Annotated in this window: 15 protein-coding genes and 1 pseudogene; 9 read left to right on the top strand and 7 right to left on the bottom strand. The window is 39.9% G+C overall.

Translation table 11 applies throughout. The features are described from left to right. Positions 1–325: 325 nt before the first annotated feature. Both AAFM34_RS16975 and AAFM34_RS16970 read left to right on the top strand, forming a co-directional pair. On the top strand, positions 326–790 hold the full coding sequence (locus tag AAFM34_RS16975) for an RDD family protein (protein WP_341664825.1): 465 nt from the start codon (positions 326–328) through the stop codon (positions 788–790). A 284-nt stretch (positions 791–1,074) separates the two neighbouring features. After that, positions 1,075–1,623: a hypothetical protein gene (locus AAFM34_RS16970; protein ID WP_341664823.1), complete on the top strand. Its 549-nt coding sequence runs from the start codon at positions 1,075–1,077 to the stop codon at positions 1,621–1,623. 25 nt (positions 1,624–1,648) lie between these two features. On the opposite strand, the gene AAFM34_RS16965 is transcribed toward AAFM34_RS16970, so the two are convergent. Beyond that, positions 1,649–2,431 carry an ABC transporter substrate-binding protein gene (locus AAFM34_RS16965; RefSeq protein WP_341664820.1) on the bottom strand — a complete coding sequence of 261 codons (783 nt, stop codon included), beginning with the start codon at positions 2,429–2,431 and terminating at the stop codon, positions 1,649–1,651. Between the two features lie 96 nt (positions 2,432–2,527). Further along, on the bottom strand, positions 2,528–3,442 hold the full coding sequence (locus tag AAFM34_RS16960; RefSeq protein WP_341664818.1) for a DMT family transporter: 915 nt from the start codon (positions 3,440–3,442) through the stop codon (positions 2,528–2,530). 100 nt (positions 3,443–3,542) lie between these two features. Between AAFM34_RS16960 and AAFM34_RS16955 the strand changes: the two genes are divergently transcribed. From AAFM34_RS16955 to AAFM34_RS16945, 4 genes and pseudogenes are all read left to right on the top strand, one after another. Continuing rightward, positions 3,543–4,955 (top strand): PLP-dependent aminotransferase family protein, encoded by a 1,413-nt coding sequence (locus AAFM34_RS16955; protein WP_341664816.1) that lies wholly within the window; start codon positions 3,543–3,545, stop codon positions 4,953–4,955. 102 nt (positions 4,956–5,057) lie between these two features. Then, positions 5,058–5,825, top strand: a pseudogene (locus tag AAFM34_RS21030) (PAS domain-containing protein); the annotation flags it as partial. A 123-nt stretch (positions 5,826–5,948) separates the two neighbouring features. Then, positions 5,949–6,368 (top strand): methyl-accepting chemotaxis protein, encoded by a 420-nt coding sequence (locus AAFM34_RS21025; RefSeq protein ID WP_371833284.1) that lies wholly within the window; start codon positions 5,949–5,951, stop codon positions 6,366–6,368. Between the two features lie 150 nt (positions 6,369–6,518). Continuing rightward, positions 6,519–6,770 carry a DUF2999 family protein gene (locus AAFM34_RS16945; RefSeq protein ID WP_341664812.1) on the top strand — a complete coding sequence of 84 codons (252 nt, stop codon included), beginning with the start codon at positions 6,519–6,521 and terminating at the stop codon, positions 6,768–6,770. A gap of 43 nt (positions 6,771–6,813) precedes the next feature. Here the strand turns inward: AAFM34_RS16945 and AAFM34_RS16940 are convergent, their stop codons facing one another. Together AAFM34_RS16940 and AAFM34_RS16935 are read right to left on the bottom strand one after the other, a co-directional pair. Next, complete coding sequence (locus AAFM34_RS16940) at positions 6,814–8,637, bottom strand: M4 family metallopeptidase (protein ID WP_341664810.1); 1,824 nt, start codon at positions 8,635–8,637, stop codon at positions 6,814–6,816. Between the two features lie 391 nt (positions 8,638–9,028). Beyond that, positions 9,029–9,604: a hypothetical protein gene (locus AAFM34_RS16935; RefSeq protein ID WP_341664809.1), complete on the bottom strand. Its 576-nt coding sequence runs from the start codon at positions 9,602–9,604 to the stop codon at positions 9,029–9,031. 160 nt (positions 9,605–9,764) lie between these two features. Here AAFM34_RS16935 and AAFM34_RS16930 point away from each other — a divergent pair, with 160 nt between their 5' ends. Further along, positions 9,765–11,276 carry a DUF3612 domain-containing protein gene (locus AAFM34_RS16930; RefSeq protein ID WP_341664807.1) on the top strand — a complete coding sequence of 504 codons (1,512 nt, stop codon included), beginning with the start codon at positions 9,765–9,767 and terminating at the stop codon, positions 11,274–11,276. Positions 11,277–11,615: 339 nt separating this feature from the next. On the opposite strand, the gene AAFM34_RS16925 is transcribed toward AAFM34_RS16930, so the two are convergent. From AAFM34_RS16925 to AAFM34_RS16915, 3 genes are all read right to left on the bottom strand, one after another. After that, positions 11,616–12,050, bottom strand: a complete 435-nt coding sequence (locus AAFM34_RS16925) for an Mpo1-like protein (RefSeq protein WP_341664805.1) — start codon at positions 12,048–12,050, stop codon at positions 11,616–11,618. 78 nt (positions 12,051–12,128) lie between these two features. Beyond that, positions 12,129–13,487: a diguanylate cyclase gene (locus AAFM34_RS16920; protein WP_341664827.1), complete on the bottom strand. Its 1,359-nt coding sequence runs from the start codon at positions 13,485–13,487 to the stop codon at positions 12,129–12,131. 307 nt (positions 13,488–13,794) lie between these two features. After that, positions 13,795–14,706 carry a DMT family transporter gene (locus AAFM34_RS16915; RefSeq protein WP_341664803.1) on the bottom strand — a complete coding sequence of 304 codons (912 nt, stop codon included), beginning with the start codon at positions 14,704–14,706 and terminating at the stop codon, positions 13,795–13,797. 91 nt (positions 14,707–14,797) lie between these two features. On the opposite strand from AAFM34_RS16915, the gene AAFM34_RS16910 reads away from it, so the two are divergent. Together AAFM34_RS16910 and AAFM34_RS16905 are read left to right on the top strand one after the other, a co-directional pair. Next, complete coding sequence (locus AAFM34_RS16910; protein ID WP_341664801.1) at positions 14,798–15,685, top strand: LysR substrate-binding domain-containing protein; 888 nt, start codon at positions 14,798–14,800, stop codon at positions 15,683–15,685. Between the two features lie 310 nt (positions 15,686–15,995). Continuing rightward, entirely contained in the window at positions 15,996–17,168 is a 1,173-nt protein-coding gene (locus AAFM34_RS16905) for a GGDEF domain-containing protein (RefSeq protein ID WP_341664799.1), read from the top strand. Positions 17,169–17,487 lie beyond the last annotated feature (319 nt).

Here is a 17,487-nt window from a genome sequence, read left to right as displayed (position 1 = left end):
AGCAGCTCTTAAAAGATGGCTATGCACTGGCGGATTTATGAGGGGATCCCTCAGCGCGTAGCATATGTTTTTAGTCCAAAACATCTCTGAACAACTACAAAACATCTCTGAACAACTATTGGTTGTCGAGAAGCTATATTAGCTTCTAAAAATTACCGGCTTTATTTATAATTAATCAAACACCTTATGTCATAAATAAGTAAAATTCATACGCCCATGGCTTTCCTACACCTGAACCTCTGATACATTCATTCTTTAACTTTAAAAACAAGAATCATTATTTCTTGTAGTACACCCACTTTATTCTAATAATAAAGCCAAGAGTATGAATGATATCCCCCTTAACTATGCTGGATTCTGGCCACGGCTTGTAGCTACGTTGATCGATACAGTTTTACTATTTCTTCTCACAATGCCACTAATATTCTGGGCCTATGGTGAGCTATATTGGAGCTCTGATAATTATATATTGGGTGGATGGGATCTCATTCTCAACTGGATATGTCCTTTGGTCGCAACAATTACGTTTTGGGTATATCGATCAGCCACACCTGGAAAAATTGCTTTGGGCCTAGAAGTATTAGACGCAAAGACAGGCCATAGGCTAACAATGTCAGCAGCCATAATTCGATATTTTTCATATTACTTAAGTGCCATGCCATTATGCTTAGGCTTTGTTTGGATATGCTTCAATTATAAGAAGCAGGGCTGGCATGACTTAATTGCAGGTACGGTAGTCGTTAAAAAAGTGCGAGAAAAAGAAACTTATAAAACTATTCTACAAAAATGAATAATAAAACTGTACTCCCAACAGGCAGCAATACATAGAGATATCAATGTAAACAAATTCGAGATCCTAATGTAGATTGCCCCTCAATTAAAATTTCGTCAATATTTTGCGCTATTTATTTACTACGATTTGACCGATAACTACTAGCAGTAAGCGCAAGAATTCTCTACAATGTAGCACTGGGTCAGCAAGATGCGACCCCACCCACTATTTCAGAGTTATAATTGCTAACTATTACCTTTGAGATAGGCTTTTCCTAACCTAAACACTCTGTGTATTCATTTATGGACCAAGATAAGTTTACCCACATCTATCGTTTACCAACCGCAACACAAATACGTATTGCTAAATGGCAACAGACTTTTAATGGCACTTCAGATATTGTGATCCATAAAGCGATAGAAGTACGTAACAAGCAGTACCGTAAGCCCAGCTTTTTTCTTACTGGCTGGAGCGTTAACCTGTTTGATAAGAACGATATTTCCATTACTCATCACGGTAAATACATTCAAACTGCCATGAGAACCATGCTTGACCGCAAAGTATCATACAAGCGTATCTATCTATCAAGATTACCCATGGATCAGGCAGAGCCAGCACTCGCCAGTTTTAAATTGGAATGGATCTCAAAGCACAACCACGTTGCGCGTAAATATAACCAGATTAAGAAAAAAGAACTATTACGTTACGCCCGCGAAGAGGAGGAAACACTCTATCCTTCGATCCCGAAAGGAGAATTTGACACAAAGCTGTGGAATAAACTCGTTGTATCGGAGTTGGGGCCGCAAAAGAAATTTGACAACCCATATTTTGTTAAAAAGGCAAAAGTTTGATGTCCAAGTATAAGTTCTAATTCAGTTACTCGTACTTTGACATGATTTCTTGATAAAGAGACTCACCCGATTCTCCTTTGGTGGTTTTGAGCAAATCGATTCCCTTTTGCAGCTTAGCTTTCGCTTCTGGGCTAACCTCTGTATTAAAAGCGTAGTAGACATAGCCTTCTTTCACTGTGTACACAGGTTCAAACAGATCCGGATCAACTTGAGCTTCTTTAGACCACCATATAGCTGCTCTGTGAGCGTAGACCAATAGGTCAATACGCTTTTTCATGAGTTGCTCAGCTAATGTAGTAACATAGTTAGACTCCTGCATTGCATTTCTCGGAATACCCATATCCAACAAGGTTTGTTCGCCAATATCGTCTCGTATTACACCAATGCGATATTTGGCCATATCCATCGCTTTATTTATCTTAATTTTTGCGTCTTTACGCGCCATTACGACTATTTTGATATCCGTTATAGGCCCAACCCAACTAAACAGTTTCTCTCGATGCTTAGAGCGAGTGGTCGAAAATAGAACTGAATTGTGCTCTGTGAGTACAGTGCGATAAGACCTAGCCCAAGGTTGCAAAGTAACTTGGGATAAATCAACCTCTTCCCCTACTATCTTACTGGCTGCTTTTAGTATATCTACCGCGTAGCCAGATATCTTGCCATCTTTTAAGTAATTACCGGGAGGGTATGATTCGGTGAAATAGGATAGTTCTCGCAAATCACCCGTACCTTGCGCAACACTTGCTGAGCTGAAATGAATTGTCAGTAAAACTACGAAGGATAGAAGACATTTAACTTGCTTCATTATCCTGATCCCCAACATAATAACTATTATGTAAACTTAGCCCACTAGACAAGAGTTCTAAAGAAAAATAAGCAACAAAGTACCAAGCATCTGCAACTAACTAAATTTACTAATAATATTACTACCCTTTGTTATTCGTTTAGTAACTGGTTCTTTAATCCGAGTAATCAGATACACAGCTATCGCTGATAGAATAAAACCAATGATTGCAGTGTTATCGAAAGATTCACCAAATATTAGCCATGCTTGAACAGCAGTCATTGGAGGAACAAGATAAAATATTGATGCTACTTTTTCTGATGCTCCATGCTCAACCATAAAAAGAAAAAGCATAATAGCGAACCCTGACAGTACAACAACCAGCCAAATCAAGGTTAAAGTAAATTCCACTGTCCAATTAACGGACATTGTTTCAAAGGTCATCGCATAAGGTAAAAATAGACATGACGCAGCAAAATAATGGACCAATGCGCTTCCCACTTTATCTACTCCGCTACAAAAGTATTTTTGATATAAAGTGCCAAAGGTGATCCCAAACAAAGACACAATACACAAACCTATAGCAATAAATTTATGTGAGTCATCTTGCCATTGAGTTTTCCCCACCAGTACCAAGCTAATACCGATAAACCCTAATGCTAAACCAAGCCACTGGGATAGCCTCAACTGTTCACGCGCACAAGTGACAAAGATAATCGCGGTTAGAATCGGCTGAGTACCGACTAATATTGCGCTAAGACCTGAAGGCATACCTAGACCAATTGCAATATATGTCCCCCCTAAATACAGCCCATGAATTAAGATGCCTACTACACAGCTATGCCAAAACATCTTACCTTGGGGAACAGAGCTTCTCATCATGACAACAAGTAAAGTAAACACCCCAAGATTTGCCATCATCCGCAAAGTCAGCAATGTTGCAGGTTCTGCATATTGTAGACCTATCCTCGCCCCCACAAACCCAGAAGCCCAAAGTACCACAAACACCATCGGGATAAGTCTAACTAACATTTTTCTTCCTATCGCTTTTAATTGAGATAAGAGTTACTTTATTAGGGTTCAGTTACCATGAAAAGATACAGATTATAGAGCTTATTAGGGCACAGATAACATGACTAAAACTTGCAAGTTTCTTCTGGTTAAGCAGTTCATTGAAGAAAGAATAAATAGTGGTATCTACCAACATGGAGAAAAGCTTCCTTCAATTCGCCAACTCAGCTTGACCCTAAAGGTGAGCAAAAATACAGTAATACGGGCTTATCAAGATATGGATGCCGCCGGGTTAATATATTCGATTCCTAAATCTGGCTATCGAGTAAAGATACCGACAAAAGTAGAAATAGAGCAACAAAGCCCTAGACCTATTGATCTCTTGTCTATTTCTAGAGAAATCCTCCAATACCCGGAGCAAAAAGAATACCTTGCGACAGGTTCAGCACACCCAAATGTAAAAAGTTCTACCATCAAGAGCTTATATGCTGAAATTGGACGCCATAGCCGTCAGCAAAGCTATATGCCAAGCCATTACCAGCTTCCGCCTGGCAACAAGACTCTCGTCAAGCAACTGACAAAGATCAGCCTTGAGCTCAACGTTGAAGTAAACTCAAAAGAGCTTGCTGTCACTCACGGAGCACAACAAGCGATAAGTTTAGCTCTGCGAGCGATAACGAAACCCGGTGACATAGTAGCCGTTGAGTCTCCCTGTTATTTTGGAAATCTACTTTTGCTAGAGTCACTTGGGTTAAAAGTAGTGGAAATTACTAGTTGTATTCAACACGGTATGGAACCAAAAGCTCTGGAGAAAGCTATTGCTGACTGGCCAATCAAAGCCATTCTCGTAACACCGAATTTCTCTAATCCGACTGGCTCAAGAATGCCACTGGCAAAGCGCCTTGAACTCCTTAGCGCATCAAAGCAGATACCTATAATAGAAGATGACGTCTTTGCCGCACTCGATTACACCAGTAATATAATGCCCCTTAAATCCTTGGATAAACAAGATAGAGTTATCTATGTCAATTCACTATCAAAGGTACTTGATTCTAGGCTTCGTATCGGGTGGGTGGTAGCCGGTCAATACCACGCAAAAATCGAAAAGTATCTAATAAGCGATAACATGGGCAGTTTAAATCTCATTCAATCTGCCGTCGGAGAGTTTCTCTCTACAGGGAAATACCGTCAACATGTCAATAAAATGCGTCGAGCGTACCAGTACAATGTCCGTCGTTTTAGTCACCTGCTTAGTCTAGCATTAAACAGCTACGATGAGTTAAGAGGACAGTTCCATCTATCCCGGCCTCAGGGTTCATTTCTCATTTGGTTAACTCTACCTCCAGGGATAGACACTTATAGGCTCTATCAAGAATGCAGAAAAAGCAGAATCAGTATTTTACCTGGTAAGGTTTTTACTACTGGCAAACAATTTCGCCAATGTATCCGCTTAAGTTGTGCCAACTTTGAAGATACCGACGTATGGCACTCAGGAATAAATCGTCTAGCTCAGTTGATCCATACACAAGTTTAGGATTTAGGCTAGCTTCAATAAATATTATGCGTCTAGTTTGATTTACTCTAAACATAGATCATACTTACTAGTGATATAAAAATCATTAGGGAGTATGGCACTATGTGGCCCTTCAAAAAACTTGCTGAAAGCGGAAGCCAAAATAACGACGACTGTAATGACTACAAACAAATCGTTAACTCAATGAATGACTCTCTTGTTACGATACGTTTTGATCCCAATGGGAATATTAAATCCGCTAGCAAACTTTTCTTAGAAGCCATGGGCTACCAACTCGACGAAATTCAAGGGAAACACCACAGAATCTTTTGTGATTCCAAATACACAGAAAAACAAGAGTATCGCAGCTTTTGGCATGACCTAGCAAAAGGTCTAGTAAAGTCAGGAACCTTTGAGCGCTACAACAAAAATGGTGACCTAGTGATTATTGAGGCGACCTACTTTCCAATTAAAGATACCAATGGGCAGGTCGAAAGTGTTATAAAAATCGCCAATGATGTTACTGAAAAGATGGTTAAGGCTCGAGCACAACAGGACCTTATTCAAGCTCTTCATCAGAATTTTGCGGTCATAGAATTCCACCCTGATGGAACCATAATCGAAGCCAACAATAACTTCCTAACCGCACTTGGCTATACACTCGATCAGATCCAAGGAAACCATCATAAGATGTTTTGTTTTGATGATTTTTACCAGCAAAACCCTCATTTTTGGAAAGATTTATCGAACGGTCGAGCATTTTCAGGGCGATTCCTGCGCAAAACAAATTACGGTGAAGAAATTTGGATCCAAGCATCCTACAGCCCAGTGTGTGATGGGAAGGGTAAAGTGTATAAAGTTGTCAAATTTGCTTCTGATATTACTAACGATGTAACTCGAGAGTTAGCAGTATCAGATGCTGCAAATATTGCCTACAGTACAGCTGTAGAAACTTCAAAGGTCACTCAAGAGGGAAAAAAAATTCTAGAAGACACGGTAAATATTTCTCAGACTATGATGCACAACTTGAACCAATCTATTAATCAAGTTCAGGAACTCGCCTCTTTATCCAATGATGTGTCAGAAATTGTTAAAACCATAGGTGGTATTGCTGACCAAACCAATTTGCTCGCTCTAAACGCAGCAATAGAGGCTGCTAGGGCTGGTGAACAAGGTCGAGGCTTTGCTGTCGTTGCAGATGAAGTTAGACAACTGGCATCGAGAACCTCTGAATCGACAGAGGAAATTACACAGGTTGTTAACAAAAATATGTCACTAACTCAAGAAGTCACCAAAGCGATGAATGATGTTAATAGTGTTGCAGAACAGACAAGTACACGTATCGAAGAAGTCTCTCGTACTATGGACGAAATATATAGTGGAGCTGAAAGTGTTGCATCGGCAGTAAATAGTTTTAAAGCAAACAATGCCTAATAGAGTAAAAGAAACTATAAGTAAACACGGTGACTCCTCCAGTGGTTGGCGAGTTGAGCTCTTTCTTTACTGAGCTTTAGTTAGGCATTCAACAAAGAGAAGGGTAATGATACACTTTGGCCATCTAAATACCCAAGCTACAGGTGAAATATGAACCCGATAATTGAAATGCTAAAAAAGCACGGCATCAGTAACGAGCAAATCAACGAACTGTTTGAAACTCTGACACAAAACCCTCTCGCTGCTATGTCAAGCATAGGGGAATTAGGGCTACCTCAGGACCAGTTGCAACTATTAATGGGGCAAGTAATGCAAAACCCACAGTTGATAAAAGATGCGGTAGAAGAGTTAGGTTTGGATTTTTCAAAAGTAGAGCAAGCAAAAAGTAAGCTACAGCAATAAGTTAGGGCTCCTAATAGGAGCCCTTTACTTAGATACCCATCAACTAGTCTAGTCTAAGTGTCACACCAGAGTAACTGCTATAAGCACGAACCATGACGTGATAAGTCATACCCGGTGTTGCTGACACACTACACTGCTCATTATTGCCGTATTTGTATGGTCGACAATCAAAGCTATTAGTTGTAGGTTTGCTGCCCGCTTTTACATATAGGTCTGCATCACCACTGCCACCAGACATGGAGACAACTGCGGTTGATGCTGTGTCAACGCTAAAGGTATAGAAAGATTCAGACAAACGCGAACCCGAAAGATTGGTCACTGGAGTTCCTTTAACCAAAACATTATCAGTCGGGGGTGGTGTAGTACCACAAGAAGCATTCACACCTACTGTATTAAACGCATCTTCAACATCCGCTACAGAATAACCCATGTCTGATGCGGCCTTAGCGACTCCACAGCCACCTTCATCAAAAGTACTGTTAGCTGTCCAGTACACTTGGTTAGCCAAGGTAAAGATTTCAAATCCCTTACGAACATCCCAGCTAGCTTTATTCGCCAGTAAGTAGAAAGCACGATTAAAGACACCGCTAGAGTAATGTACATTTAAACCACTGTAGTAGTCTGATGCATGATCGATTGAACGTCCGTCTCTTGAGGGCTGATCAAAATAACGTAGCCCTCCTTGAGATTTGAATATGTCCGCTCCCACTATCCAGTCAACAGACCCCTTCATATAATATTCGGCTGCCTCACCTGCAATATCAGAGAAAGCTTCATTCATACCACCAGACATATTGGCATACACCAAGCCAGAGTTTTGCTCTGTAAAGCCATGGCTCACTTCATGTGCACTAACATTAATGTCCACTAGAGGGTAGAACCTACTTTTACCGTCACCGAACGTCATTGATGAACCATTCCAAAATGCATTTTCGTAGCTATTTCCGTAATGCACGCGCATCGTAAGTTGGAAAGTTAATGGTGCTGTGTTCATCCAATCTTTATACATGTCGAACACAACTTTACCAAAGTAATGGGCGTCATTGAGCGGCGAATAAGCTCCATTTACAAACTTATGGTCATTAAAGTTGGTGTCATCATTACATGAATAACTGTAGGCGGTACTCCCTGATGTACCACCATTTAGGTCCACTGTTTTAACTGCATCATTATTCATGATACAAGTGCTGCCAGACTTACTAATAACAAATCCCGGGTAGTCTGATCCAAAGTTATACTGGCCCGTTTTTTCATTTCCCCCAGGCCCTGTTCCTGTAGCCTGAACATGGTTTAGTCCACGCCAATGCTTAAGCACCTCTCCTGTGTTTGCATCAATGAAATAAAATGGACGCTGTGGAACTTGGGCTGCAACAAAGAAATCTACCATGTAAACCACTTTGGCCGTATTTGAATCATCCAACCAAACCATCAATTTAGACTTAGTATTTTCTATTGGCGCATCCGACTCGACTAGAGACTTTCTTTTAAAGGCATTCTTAGCCGCCGAAATTGCTTGTTTTTCATCTAGTGCAGGAGATGGTGTCGCGACATCACCACTGATTCCTTGCATCATGATACCATGTACTTCACTTTGACTCGTTTTAGTCTGGGTGGCGACTACAGAGGTATTGAATACTGGGAGCCCCATGTAAGTCTGCTGATAGCGGACTTTTACTTTTCCATTGGGCAGAACTACTCGCTTAACTTCAGCAAAACCAGTTTCCATCGGAACAACGCTACTTGATTGAGCTTTGAGAGTGTCTTGCAATAATGCATCGTTTTCTACTGTAACCATCTGTGCGGCTGTTGCTGGAAGGCTAACTCCTAATCCAGCTGCAATTAGCCAAAGTGTCTGATGTTGTTTCATTTTACTTTCCTGTTATTGGTATAGAATTCTTCTTCCCAACGACTGAATAGGAAGTGTCTGCGTGTGTCTGCCTCAATAACATGGTTGATTACAAGTTAATCAAGCAAACAAAATATCAAATTACAATTTGTTTCATGGAAAGAAAATAAGACACTAAAAGCTCAATAAAATAATTAAAATTTGATTTTTTAGCTGTAAGACTGCGTAAAAACAAACATATAAGCTTTAGTTATATTTTTATGTACTATTTTTTTAACACCCAGACATTATTTATTATACGAGGTAAAATATAGCCATTTTCATATTTGTTTCATTGTTTTACAGAACATCATATACAATAAGGGCTCATTGGAAAATGAGCCCTTAATAATAGTTTGAACTTTAATTAAATTTATCGAATTATTTTATAGCAACATACTAAATCGTAATCTTCTCCAGATTTAGATGTATATTCTTTAGCTTCAGAACACGCGCAAGGCTTACCTTGTCCATCACCTTTAACCAAGCTAATCCAATGACGCATTACCGACATTTCATCGGATGTTTGCGGAAACTGTGTGCAGGTTTCTAATTGAATGTCATTTATGTGTACTAGCTCAACACAACCCGTTCCTTTGTGAGGGCCTAATGTGAGTTCCACATGACTTCCAGAACCGTCTCGAAAAAGAATAGATTCTGGATCTTCTTTCTCTCCACAGTATGCGACGAAATGTTTTGGGTGCTTCAAACCACTGTGGTGTCCGTCCTTGAAATAGGCCATAACATGTCGGTAATCTATAACATACGCTGTAACATCGTTATGAGAGCCATTTTCTAAAGGAAAAAGTCGATCAAGCAATAGCTTTGCTTTAGCTTGCTTTTCAGATGCCATATTTGCACTTACCTTCTCAACTTCAAATACAGCTTCAGCGATAAAGGTCTCATGTTCAGGGTGGTTTCTCGTTTTATCGAAAGTAAGCATGTTCATATTGTCTTCCCTCAAGAATTTTCACAATTTGCGTTCCTAGAACAAGTAGTTAGAACTTGTGCGTCGCGATATGTCGATTTGTGACTTTGCTTACTTGGTATACTAGTTTGTTTTTTACTACAATTTCACAACAAAAATTTTACAATGTGAATTTTACAAAATGTTGCCAAAAAGCCTAATCCGCCAATCTCATTTTTTGGGTACAAAAATACGAAATCTCAGAAAAAGAAATCACTTAACTATGGAAGACCTCTCTGCCCGCTGTATAAGAGTCAATCCAGAATCTGCTCCATCCGTATCTTATCTTTCTATGATTGAACGGGGAAAACGAATACCAAGCAGTGATATGCTAGAAGTTATAGCCGACGTGTTCCAAAAGGATCCTGCTTGGTTTCTGGACGACGAACCAGAAAAAGCCGATATCACACCAGAGAAAGGAAATAGAGGCGGAATTCATGGTATGGCGCTCGAACCTAGCTTCCTCTTTTCCAATGAGATATTACAGATTGCGATTCCAGAGATGTTATCTCAAACAGGCATCTCTGGACGTCAGTTTGCCCACCTTCTCATCAGAGCACACCAGGAAAGTAATCAAAATCATTTTCCAGACCTTGAACGAGCTGCTGAAGAAATTGGTTTAAAACGCCTTAACTTATCAAAGCAAGATTTGATGGACATCGCTCGTCGTATGGGACTCAGCATACAATGGATATCCCGCCCACCAAAGGATATTATTGATGAACTAGGGGTAAGTACGACCCAAATAGTGACTTCTTTCTTCGCCCCCCCCAATACGATCTACCTAAATGATATTTTAAAGCAGTACCCTACTCGCCTAAAATATGATCTAGCTGTGTATATTGGTCACTGTGCTTTGCACAATAAATCGAGCCTAAAAAGTGTGCTTTCTGTTGGTCAGTCAAATAGCTGGGAGGAAAATACACAATCAAATTCAACATCACACCTTAAATCAAAAGACATTTTGCAAGCATGGCGTGATTTTGAATCAAGCTTTTTCGCGGGAGCTCTACTTTGCCCTAAAGTTCCTTTTCGTCAATTACTCGATCGCAATGGCTATGAGATTGATACCCATGTAAAAGCAGGGGTGTCACCTTCGGTCGCAATGAGGCGTATGACTGTAGTTTCGCCATATCCACATTGGCACTATTTTGATGCATATGGCCAGAACAAGCTGAAAGCCGTATACAGAGGGAATGGGATACCCTTACCATGGGGAAATATGCGCCAAGTCAATGATCCTTGCCAGCACTGGGCTGTTTTTCGTCGATTATCACAGCCCCAATCTTCAAGTTCTGCACAGATATCTATCTTAAATGTCAATGAAGAGCCTAGAATTTACTGCTGTGAGTCAGTAAACATAGTCGACCCTGCAGGGAATAACAGAGTGCTCTGTGCTGGCATCGATTTAAATCCAGCAATAGATGCACAAGGTGGAGACTCACAAACAATCGCAGAATCTCTAAAATCACTATGTGTCCAAAGTGGTGGTACTTCATCTATACCAAATAACATACGTAAAGAGTTTACTACTGTAGCAAAAATTCTAAATATTAATTGGGTTGAGCGCGGGATACAGGCAGACGCGCGGGTTATTTGTTCAAGAGGAGCCGTTTGCCCAAGAAAACCAAGTTGCTATAGCTCAGAAAGCTAACTCATATTCATATGACTAAATAAAAAAAGCCAACCACAATATCTGTGATTGGCTATATAAAGTGTGAACAATACGTATTCACTAACAACGTCAGTTGGCTAGGTGACCCTCGGCTTAATAAGGGTCACTTAACTACATGCACAAGACATGCCAATATTTAAAAGCTATCTAAAGCCTATATTTGGGTAGTTTTCCATCAAATACATACAAACAATACGCATAATAGACTTGCATTGTGAGTTTCTCCTTGCAAAATAAAAAAGTCCATTTTCATTTTGCAATTACTTGCGAAATTTTGGTAGGTTTATCAAAGCAACAGCCCACATTACTTTAGGTACGTTACTTGTGGCGAAATACCCATATCGGGCCAATTAAAACAAACAAAATGTACTCTTTAAACGGAGGTTGTTTACCTTCAATCTTGTAACCAATGAATTGTAACCCCCCGGATAGAGCCAATACGACCATTGAGATCAGAAACACTGGCAATTGAAGTATGTCTAGAGACCAAACTAGCGATATACAGGCTAGGGAAAATCCCAGCATCATCAAAAACACACTTAAAGAAAGCTTAATGTAAAAAATAACAATAGGTATCGCAGCGACCCACACCCAGTTAAGTGTCTGGCCAAAAAGCGATAATGATGGAATGGTCCATATTAAACCCACTAAGGATAAGAAAATGCTAGGTACCGCTACTTTGTTAATCCTCTGGTTTATCGGATTTTGATGAATTTCACCATAATCACTCAACCATTTCCTCAAGTCTTGCATTCTACCTCACTAACTTTTTTTCACTCTTAATTGACCATACTCACCAATAAGCTGTCAAGAATCGTAAAGGTCACCAAATTAATCTTGACTCCGTTTTTTATCATACATACTGTCATCAGCAGCTTTGAGCATCTCATCAACTTCTTTAAATCGATCATCATATACTGCTAGGCCAATACTAACATGAACATTAATGTCATTTTTTTCATAAACTACAGGTTTTTCACAAATAGCTTTTTGTAATTCGATGTTAATAACATCAACGTCTTCTCTGCGCTTAATTCGAGTTAAAAGTATCAAAAATTCGTCACCACCAACCCGAGCCACAAGATCAGAAGACCTCAAGGTACTCTTGATTCTTCTGGCAACTGCAATAAGAACCTTATCACCAGCAGCATGGCCGAAGGTATCGTTAATCCACTTAAATTTGTCTAAATCGACATTGAGAATTGCAAAAGATTCTTTCTTTCCGGAACCAGAAACAAGAGCAAAATGACGCTCAAAGGTATACATGAAGTAACGGCGGTTGGGCAGTGATGTTAACGAATCGTGCAGGGCTCGTTGATTAGCAGTATGGTAAAGGTAATAGATTGTGCCATAGGCAATCATGAGTAGAATAATAAGAGGATAACCGAGGAGCCTGACAGCGTGAACTCGATACCAATTGCTGTACTCCAGCAGATCATTTTTTGTTGCTGCAGCTATAGCCCAAGTCCCATATGGAAATTTAACAGATTCAACAGCAAAGGCACGATCAAAGGTGCTTTGCTTGCCATAAAAAATATCACCCTCTTCTCCCGAGCTGTCAACACCTCGCATTGCAAGGTAATACTTCTCTGTGTATGACTCAATTCCGACATCTTGAAATAGCGTCTCGAGAGAAATAACTAAACTGCATACTCCCCAATAATCACGGTGGTATATAGGGTCAGAAAAAATAGGAACTTGAGCAATTAACACTCGCCCACCTTGCACTGAATTAAGTGGGCCAGCAATCAATATTTCATGAATATCTCTCGCCTTGTTAACCGTCCTCCATTGTTCGGGTAAGGTTCGATAATCAAGAGTAAGTAAGGCTTCATTGCCCTCGTATGGATAGACATATTTCACCACATCATCTGGCGCTAACGTAATAAGTTCTACATGGTGCGCTTTACGCATCACACTAGAGGCGAACAAACCCCACCCTGAAAACTCAAAGTTTGGATTTGCAGCAATAAGTGCAGACAGCCCATTCGCAACAAAGATGTCATTAAAAATCGTAATTTCTAACTCTGAACGAATAATAGATAGCTCTTCTTTGGCTCTAACTAACATGCTGTCGTGCATAAAAGTTTTTTGGCTACGATCGATAAGCTCAACAAGGCTTACTCCAACAATGCTTAAAAATAGTGCCACGAGTAAAGCTGCCCATCGACTGCCAAAGCGTTCTCTCATTCCACCCTCACAAAAAGCCAGCGCAAGACGTAGCACCGGGAAACTGTGCATCCAATAGGGTTATTCCGTCACTCTATTGGCCCTTGGTTTGTGTGTTTGACGATAAAAGTCACATTTATGCCGCCCCTACTTAAAACCTATATGAACTTGAGTAAGTTTCAATTAATAATGATAAAAATATTACTTTAGAAGCGTACTCCTCCCTGATAATCAAAGTAGTCATCAAAAAATTTGACCGAGCTTAAAAGGCTTAAGGATTTTCAAATAAATATTAGAAGGACAAATTCTCCGCCAAACCTATGTTGAGTTAACCTTGGCAGCTAGAATTATTTTTCTCAATTCTGGAGTATGTGGCACATAGTATATTGACCAAAACAATTAAAGCGAGACCATATAACTGGGTAAGCTCATAAGTCTTTTGGAAGAACAAACACTGCCATAGGGCAGTAAAGATCAAATTGGTGTAAATCACTGGTGCCAATTCAGAACCAGAGTTTACAAGTTGGTATGCTTTAGAACGAAATACCTGCGTATTAATGATCATCAAACCTAATAAACCAAGAGCAATCACGACGACCCATGAGCTGTCATCCAAGGACTGATACATAGCGCGATTATCAATAAAGCTGAACGCGAGTATAGGGACAACCACTACGGCTGCATAAAGAAAACTCCAAAAGCTTATTTCAAATGCATTTAAACGGCTTTGACTAATCTTGTACAAACTTAGCTGAGAACCGGCATTAAATAATCCAGCACACAAGCCTATTAAAAGTTCGAGTCTTATGTTCACTTGACTTCCGTCGCTCGATAGCATGAACACACCAACAAATGTCACCACTATACCTATGGTATTGAATACTTTAATTGGGGTAGAAAAAATAAGGTTTTCTAAGAGTGGGATAAACAAAGGCCCCGTGCCGAAAAGCACTACACTTTCCATCAATGTCAAGTGTTGAAGTGAAAATATAAAGCATACTTGGCTTAAGCCTAAACACAAGGCTCTTATCCACAAAGGTAACTGTTCATTACGAGTAGGCCACCTAATTTCCCGTCCCACAAAGAAAAGTACTAACATCATGGCTGGAATAATAAACCTCAGAAAGCTTAGCAAACTAACTTCAAAACAATCAGTTAAAAACTTGGAAACCAACCCTGTCAATGACAAACTAAATGTAGACGCCATCATAAATAATGTGGGGTACCAACGATTTACCATAAATCCTCCTCTATCATGGCTCAAGTTTATGAGCTTGTAAGTAATATAAAAAGCGAGTTATATTTACAGTATTTGTAAGAGAAACTTACATATGAAAAGACCTGTGCCGTTAAAGTCTGTGTACTCTTTTGTTGCAGTAGCAGAAACTGGCAGCATGACGGATGCAGCCCAAATCCTTAGCGTTAGTCATTCAGCGATCAGTCAGTCGATAAAAAGTCTTGAATCACAGCTCGGACAGACGCTGTTTATTCGCCAAGGAAGAAATGTTGTTCTTAACTCAACAGGACGAAAGTATTACAATCAGGTTGCGCCCGCACTTGAACAGATAGTTTCTGCAACTGAAAAACTCATTGAGCAACAACACAGTCAACGAATAACCCTCAATATGGTCAATTCTCTGGTCATGCACTGGTGGATTCCTCATGTTGATCGATTTAGTCAATTTGCACCAAACATTGATATTCGAATATCAAACCTCACAGGGTACTTCAAAATGGAATCTGAAGGCGTAGATGTCGCTATTATTCATGGTAATACTAATGATTGGTCAGACTATTACTGTGAATTGTTAGCGGCAGATGAACTCGTCATGGCAGCCAGCCCAGAGCTAATTGATACGCATACCACACCAGAATCTATGCTCAAGCAATATCCGGCTATTATAGTTACCAATGCTAGGCGTAAGAACGACTGGAAAATATGGTGTAAAAGTTATCAACTCCCTGAGCCCGACTATAAACAAAACCTGAAATTCAGTTCTTCTGTTCAGGCTGTTCAAGCAACAATCCGTAAACTCGGCATTTTTGTTTCGCATCGGCATTTTATCCGAGACGAAGTGGATCAAGGTTCTCTTGTTGAAGTTGGTTCGCCTATTCGTAACCCTTATCAAGATTTCTACTTCGCATGCCCTCCAGAAAAACTTAAAAACGAAAACATTTTGTTGCTGCGTAATTGGTTGCGTCAGGAATTCAATCAATAAACTCAAGTAACTAAAATCGAGCCAAGTAGAACATTTAGTTACAGTTAAAGGAATAAACACATCATTTTAAGTAGATATCAAACAATATGATGCACCTTAAATTCGCAATCACTCTGTTTTTTACCATTAAATACATTTAGTTAACTCATTTTCCTGTTTATTCTTTATCTACACAAGAATATACTATATGCAATTATGTTAATATAATTAATTGATAAATATTGATTTATTTTCTCAACCTTGCTCCAAACTGAATTTTTTCTTCTAGACTTAAATAGCCGGATTGTAAATTTTGTAGGCAAGGGAACATATGACAAATTTTGTAGGACAACATCTCGAAGAAATGGCAGATATGCGTTCTGCCCGCAAATGTAAGATTGTGCTCCTTTGCTCTGGGATAGCCCTATTAATTATGGCGTATTACGGATTCCAACATTTTGCCAACCAAGGCTATTTATTCGGCACCATAAACATTCTCTGCGCAACAATTCTAGCTGGTAACCTCTTGTACCAAAGATTATACCCATCGGTTAACGTTTCTGACATCGTTTTGTCTAGCGTATTGCTGTTCCAAGCGGTAATGCTACTTTTCTACGGCGCACACATAGCCGATAGACTGCTCTGGCTGTTCCCGATTCTCGCTGCCGTCATTTTTGCATGTGAATTCAAGACAGGCTTAGTTATCAGTGTGTGTTTCTATATATTAACTTTCATAGTCTGCGTCTTCACCAATATGGTTGTCGTATCCGGCCAATTTGCGATAGATAGATTCTTGATTAGTTTATTAGCCCTTGGTGTACTTTGTAACACCTCGGCTTACTTCTATGCGAAAGTGACCAGTTATATACAGTCATTGTATAAAGAAGGCATTGAAGACCTCGCATACCGTGACCAATTAACCGGATTGGCCAATCGTTGGAGCTTTGAAAGCTGGGCTCTAGGCAAGCTAGAACAAGTCAGAGAGAATGATACTTTAACCGCAATGGTCTTCTTAGATATTGACAATTTTAAGATGATAAATGACACCTATGGTCATGAAATCGGCGACCGAGTGCTTCAGCACTTTGCCAACCGACTTAAAAACAATATCCGAACTAAAGACAGAAAAACCCAAAGAAACGATTATTCCATTGCTAGATTCGCTGGTGATGAATTCGTGCTCCTCCTTTATGGTGTGAATAGTGTTGAGGACCTTAATCGAATTTTGGAACGTATATGTCACTTGTTCGAAGACAGCTATCAAAGTACGGAAAGAATTAATAAACTCACCGTGAGTGCTGGCGTGGCTCTATTCCCTGATGACGCAGATTCTATGCTAGAGCTAACACGCTGTGCAGACAAAGCAATGTATTCTGCCAAGCACAGTGGTAAAAACCAATATAGATACTACAACCCACACCAATGTGACTCTCTAGGTAAAGAAGAAGAGCTTGGTTTGGGTAAAGTAACCCCTCTGAAGAAAGCAAGACCTAACGACTCATAAACATCAGCCATAAACTCACAGACATAACCACTAATATCCACGCAGCGTATCTGACTGAATTGGGTTTATCCTTTTTCGGTGCAACTACAGGTTTCATCGCTTTATCTTTTACGCTGCGTGCAGCTGACGCCAAGGTTCCCCTTTTAGCCCTTAACTCACGTCTTTTTTGTGCCTCATTGGCAACCTGACCAAATCGATGTAATTGGTCAGTCGTTAGTTCCTAATTTGGATCATAACGAGCATGCGGGTCTTTGTGCTTTGGTACAACGTAAGCTGGCGGTAAACCCCATCTAATCATTTCCTTTTAAATTCGGTATTG

The organism is Vibrio sp. (genome assembly GCF_038138445.1).
In the GTDB taxonomy this organism is placed as follows: domain Bacteria; phylum Pseudomonadota; class Gammaproteobacteria; order Enterobacterales; family Vibrionaceae; genus Vibrio.
Note: the sequence above shows the minus strand (reverse complement) of the source record. Positions and strands in the feature narration are given on the sequence as shown.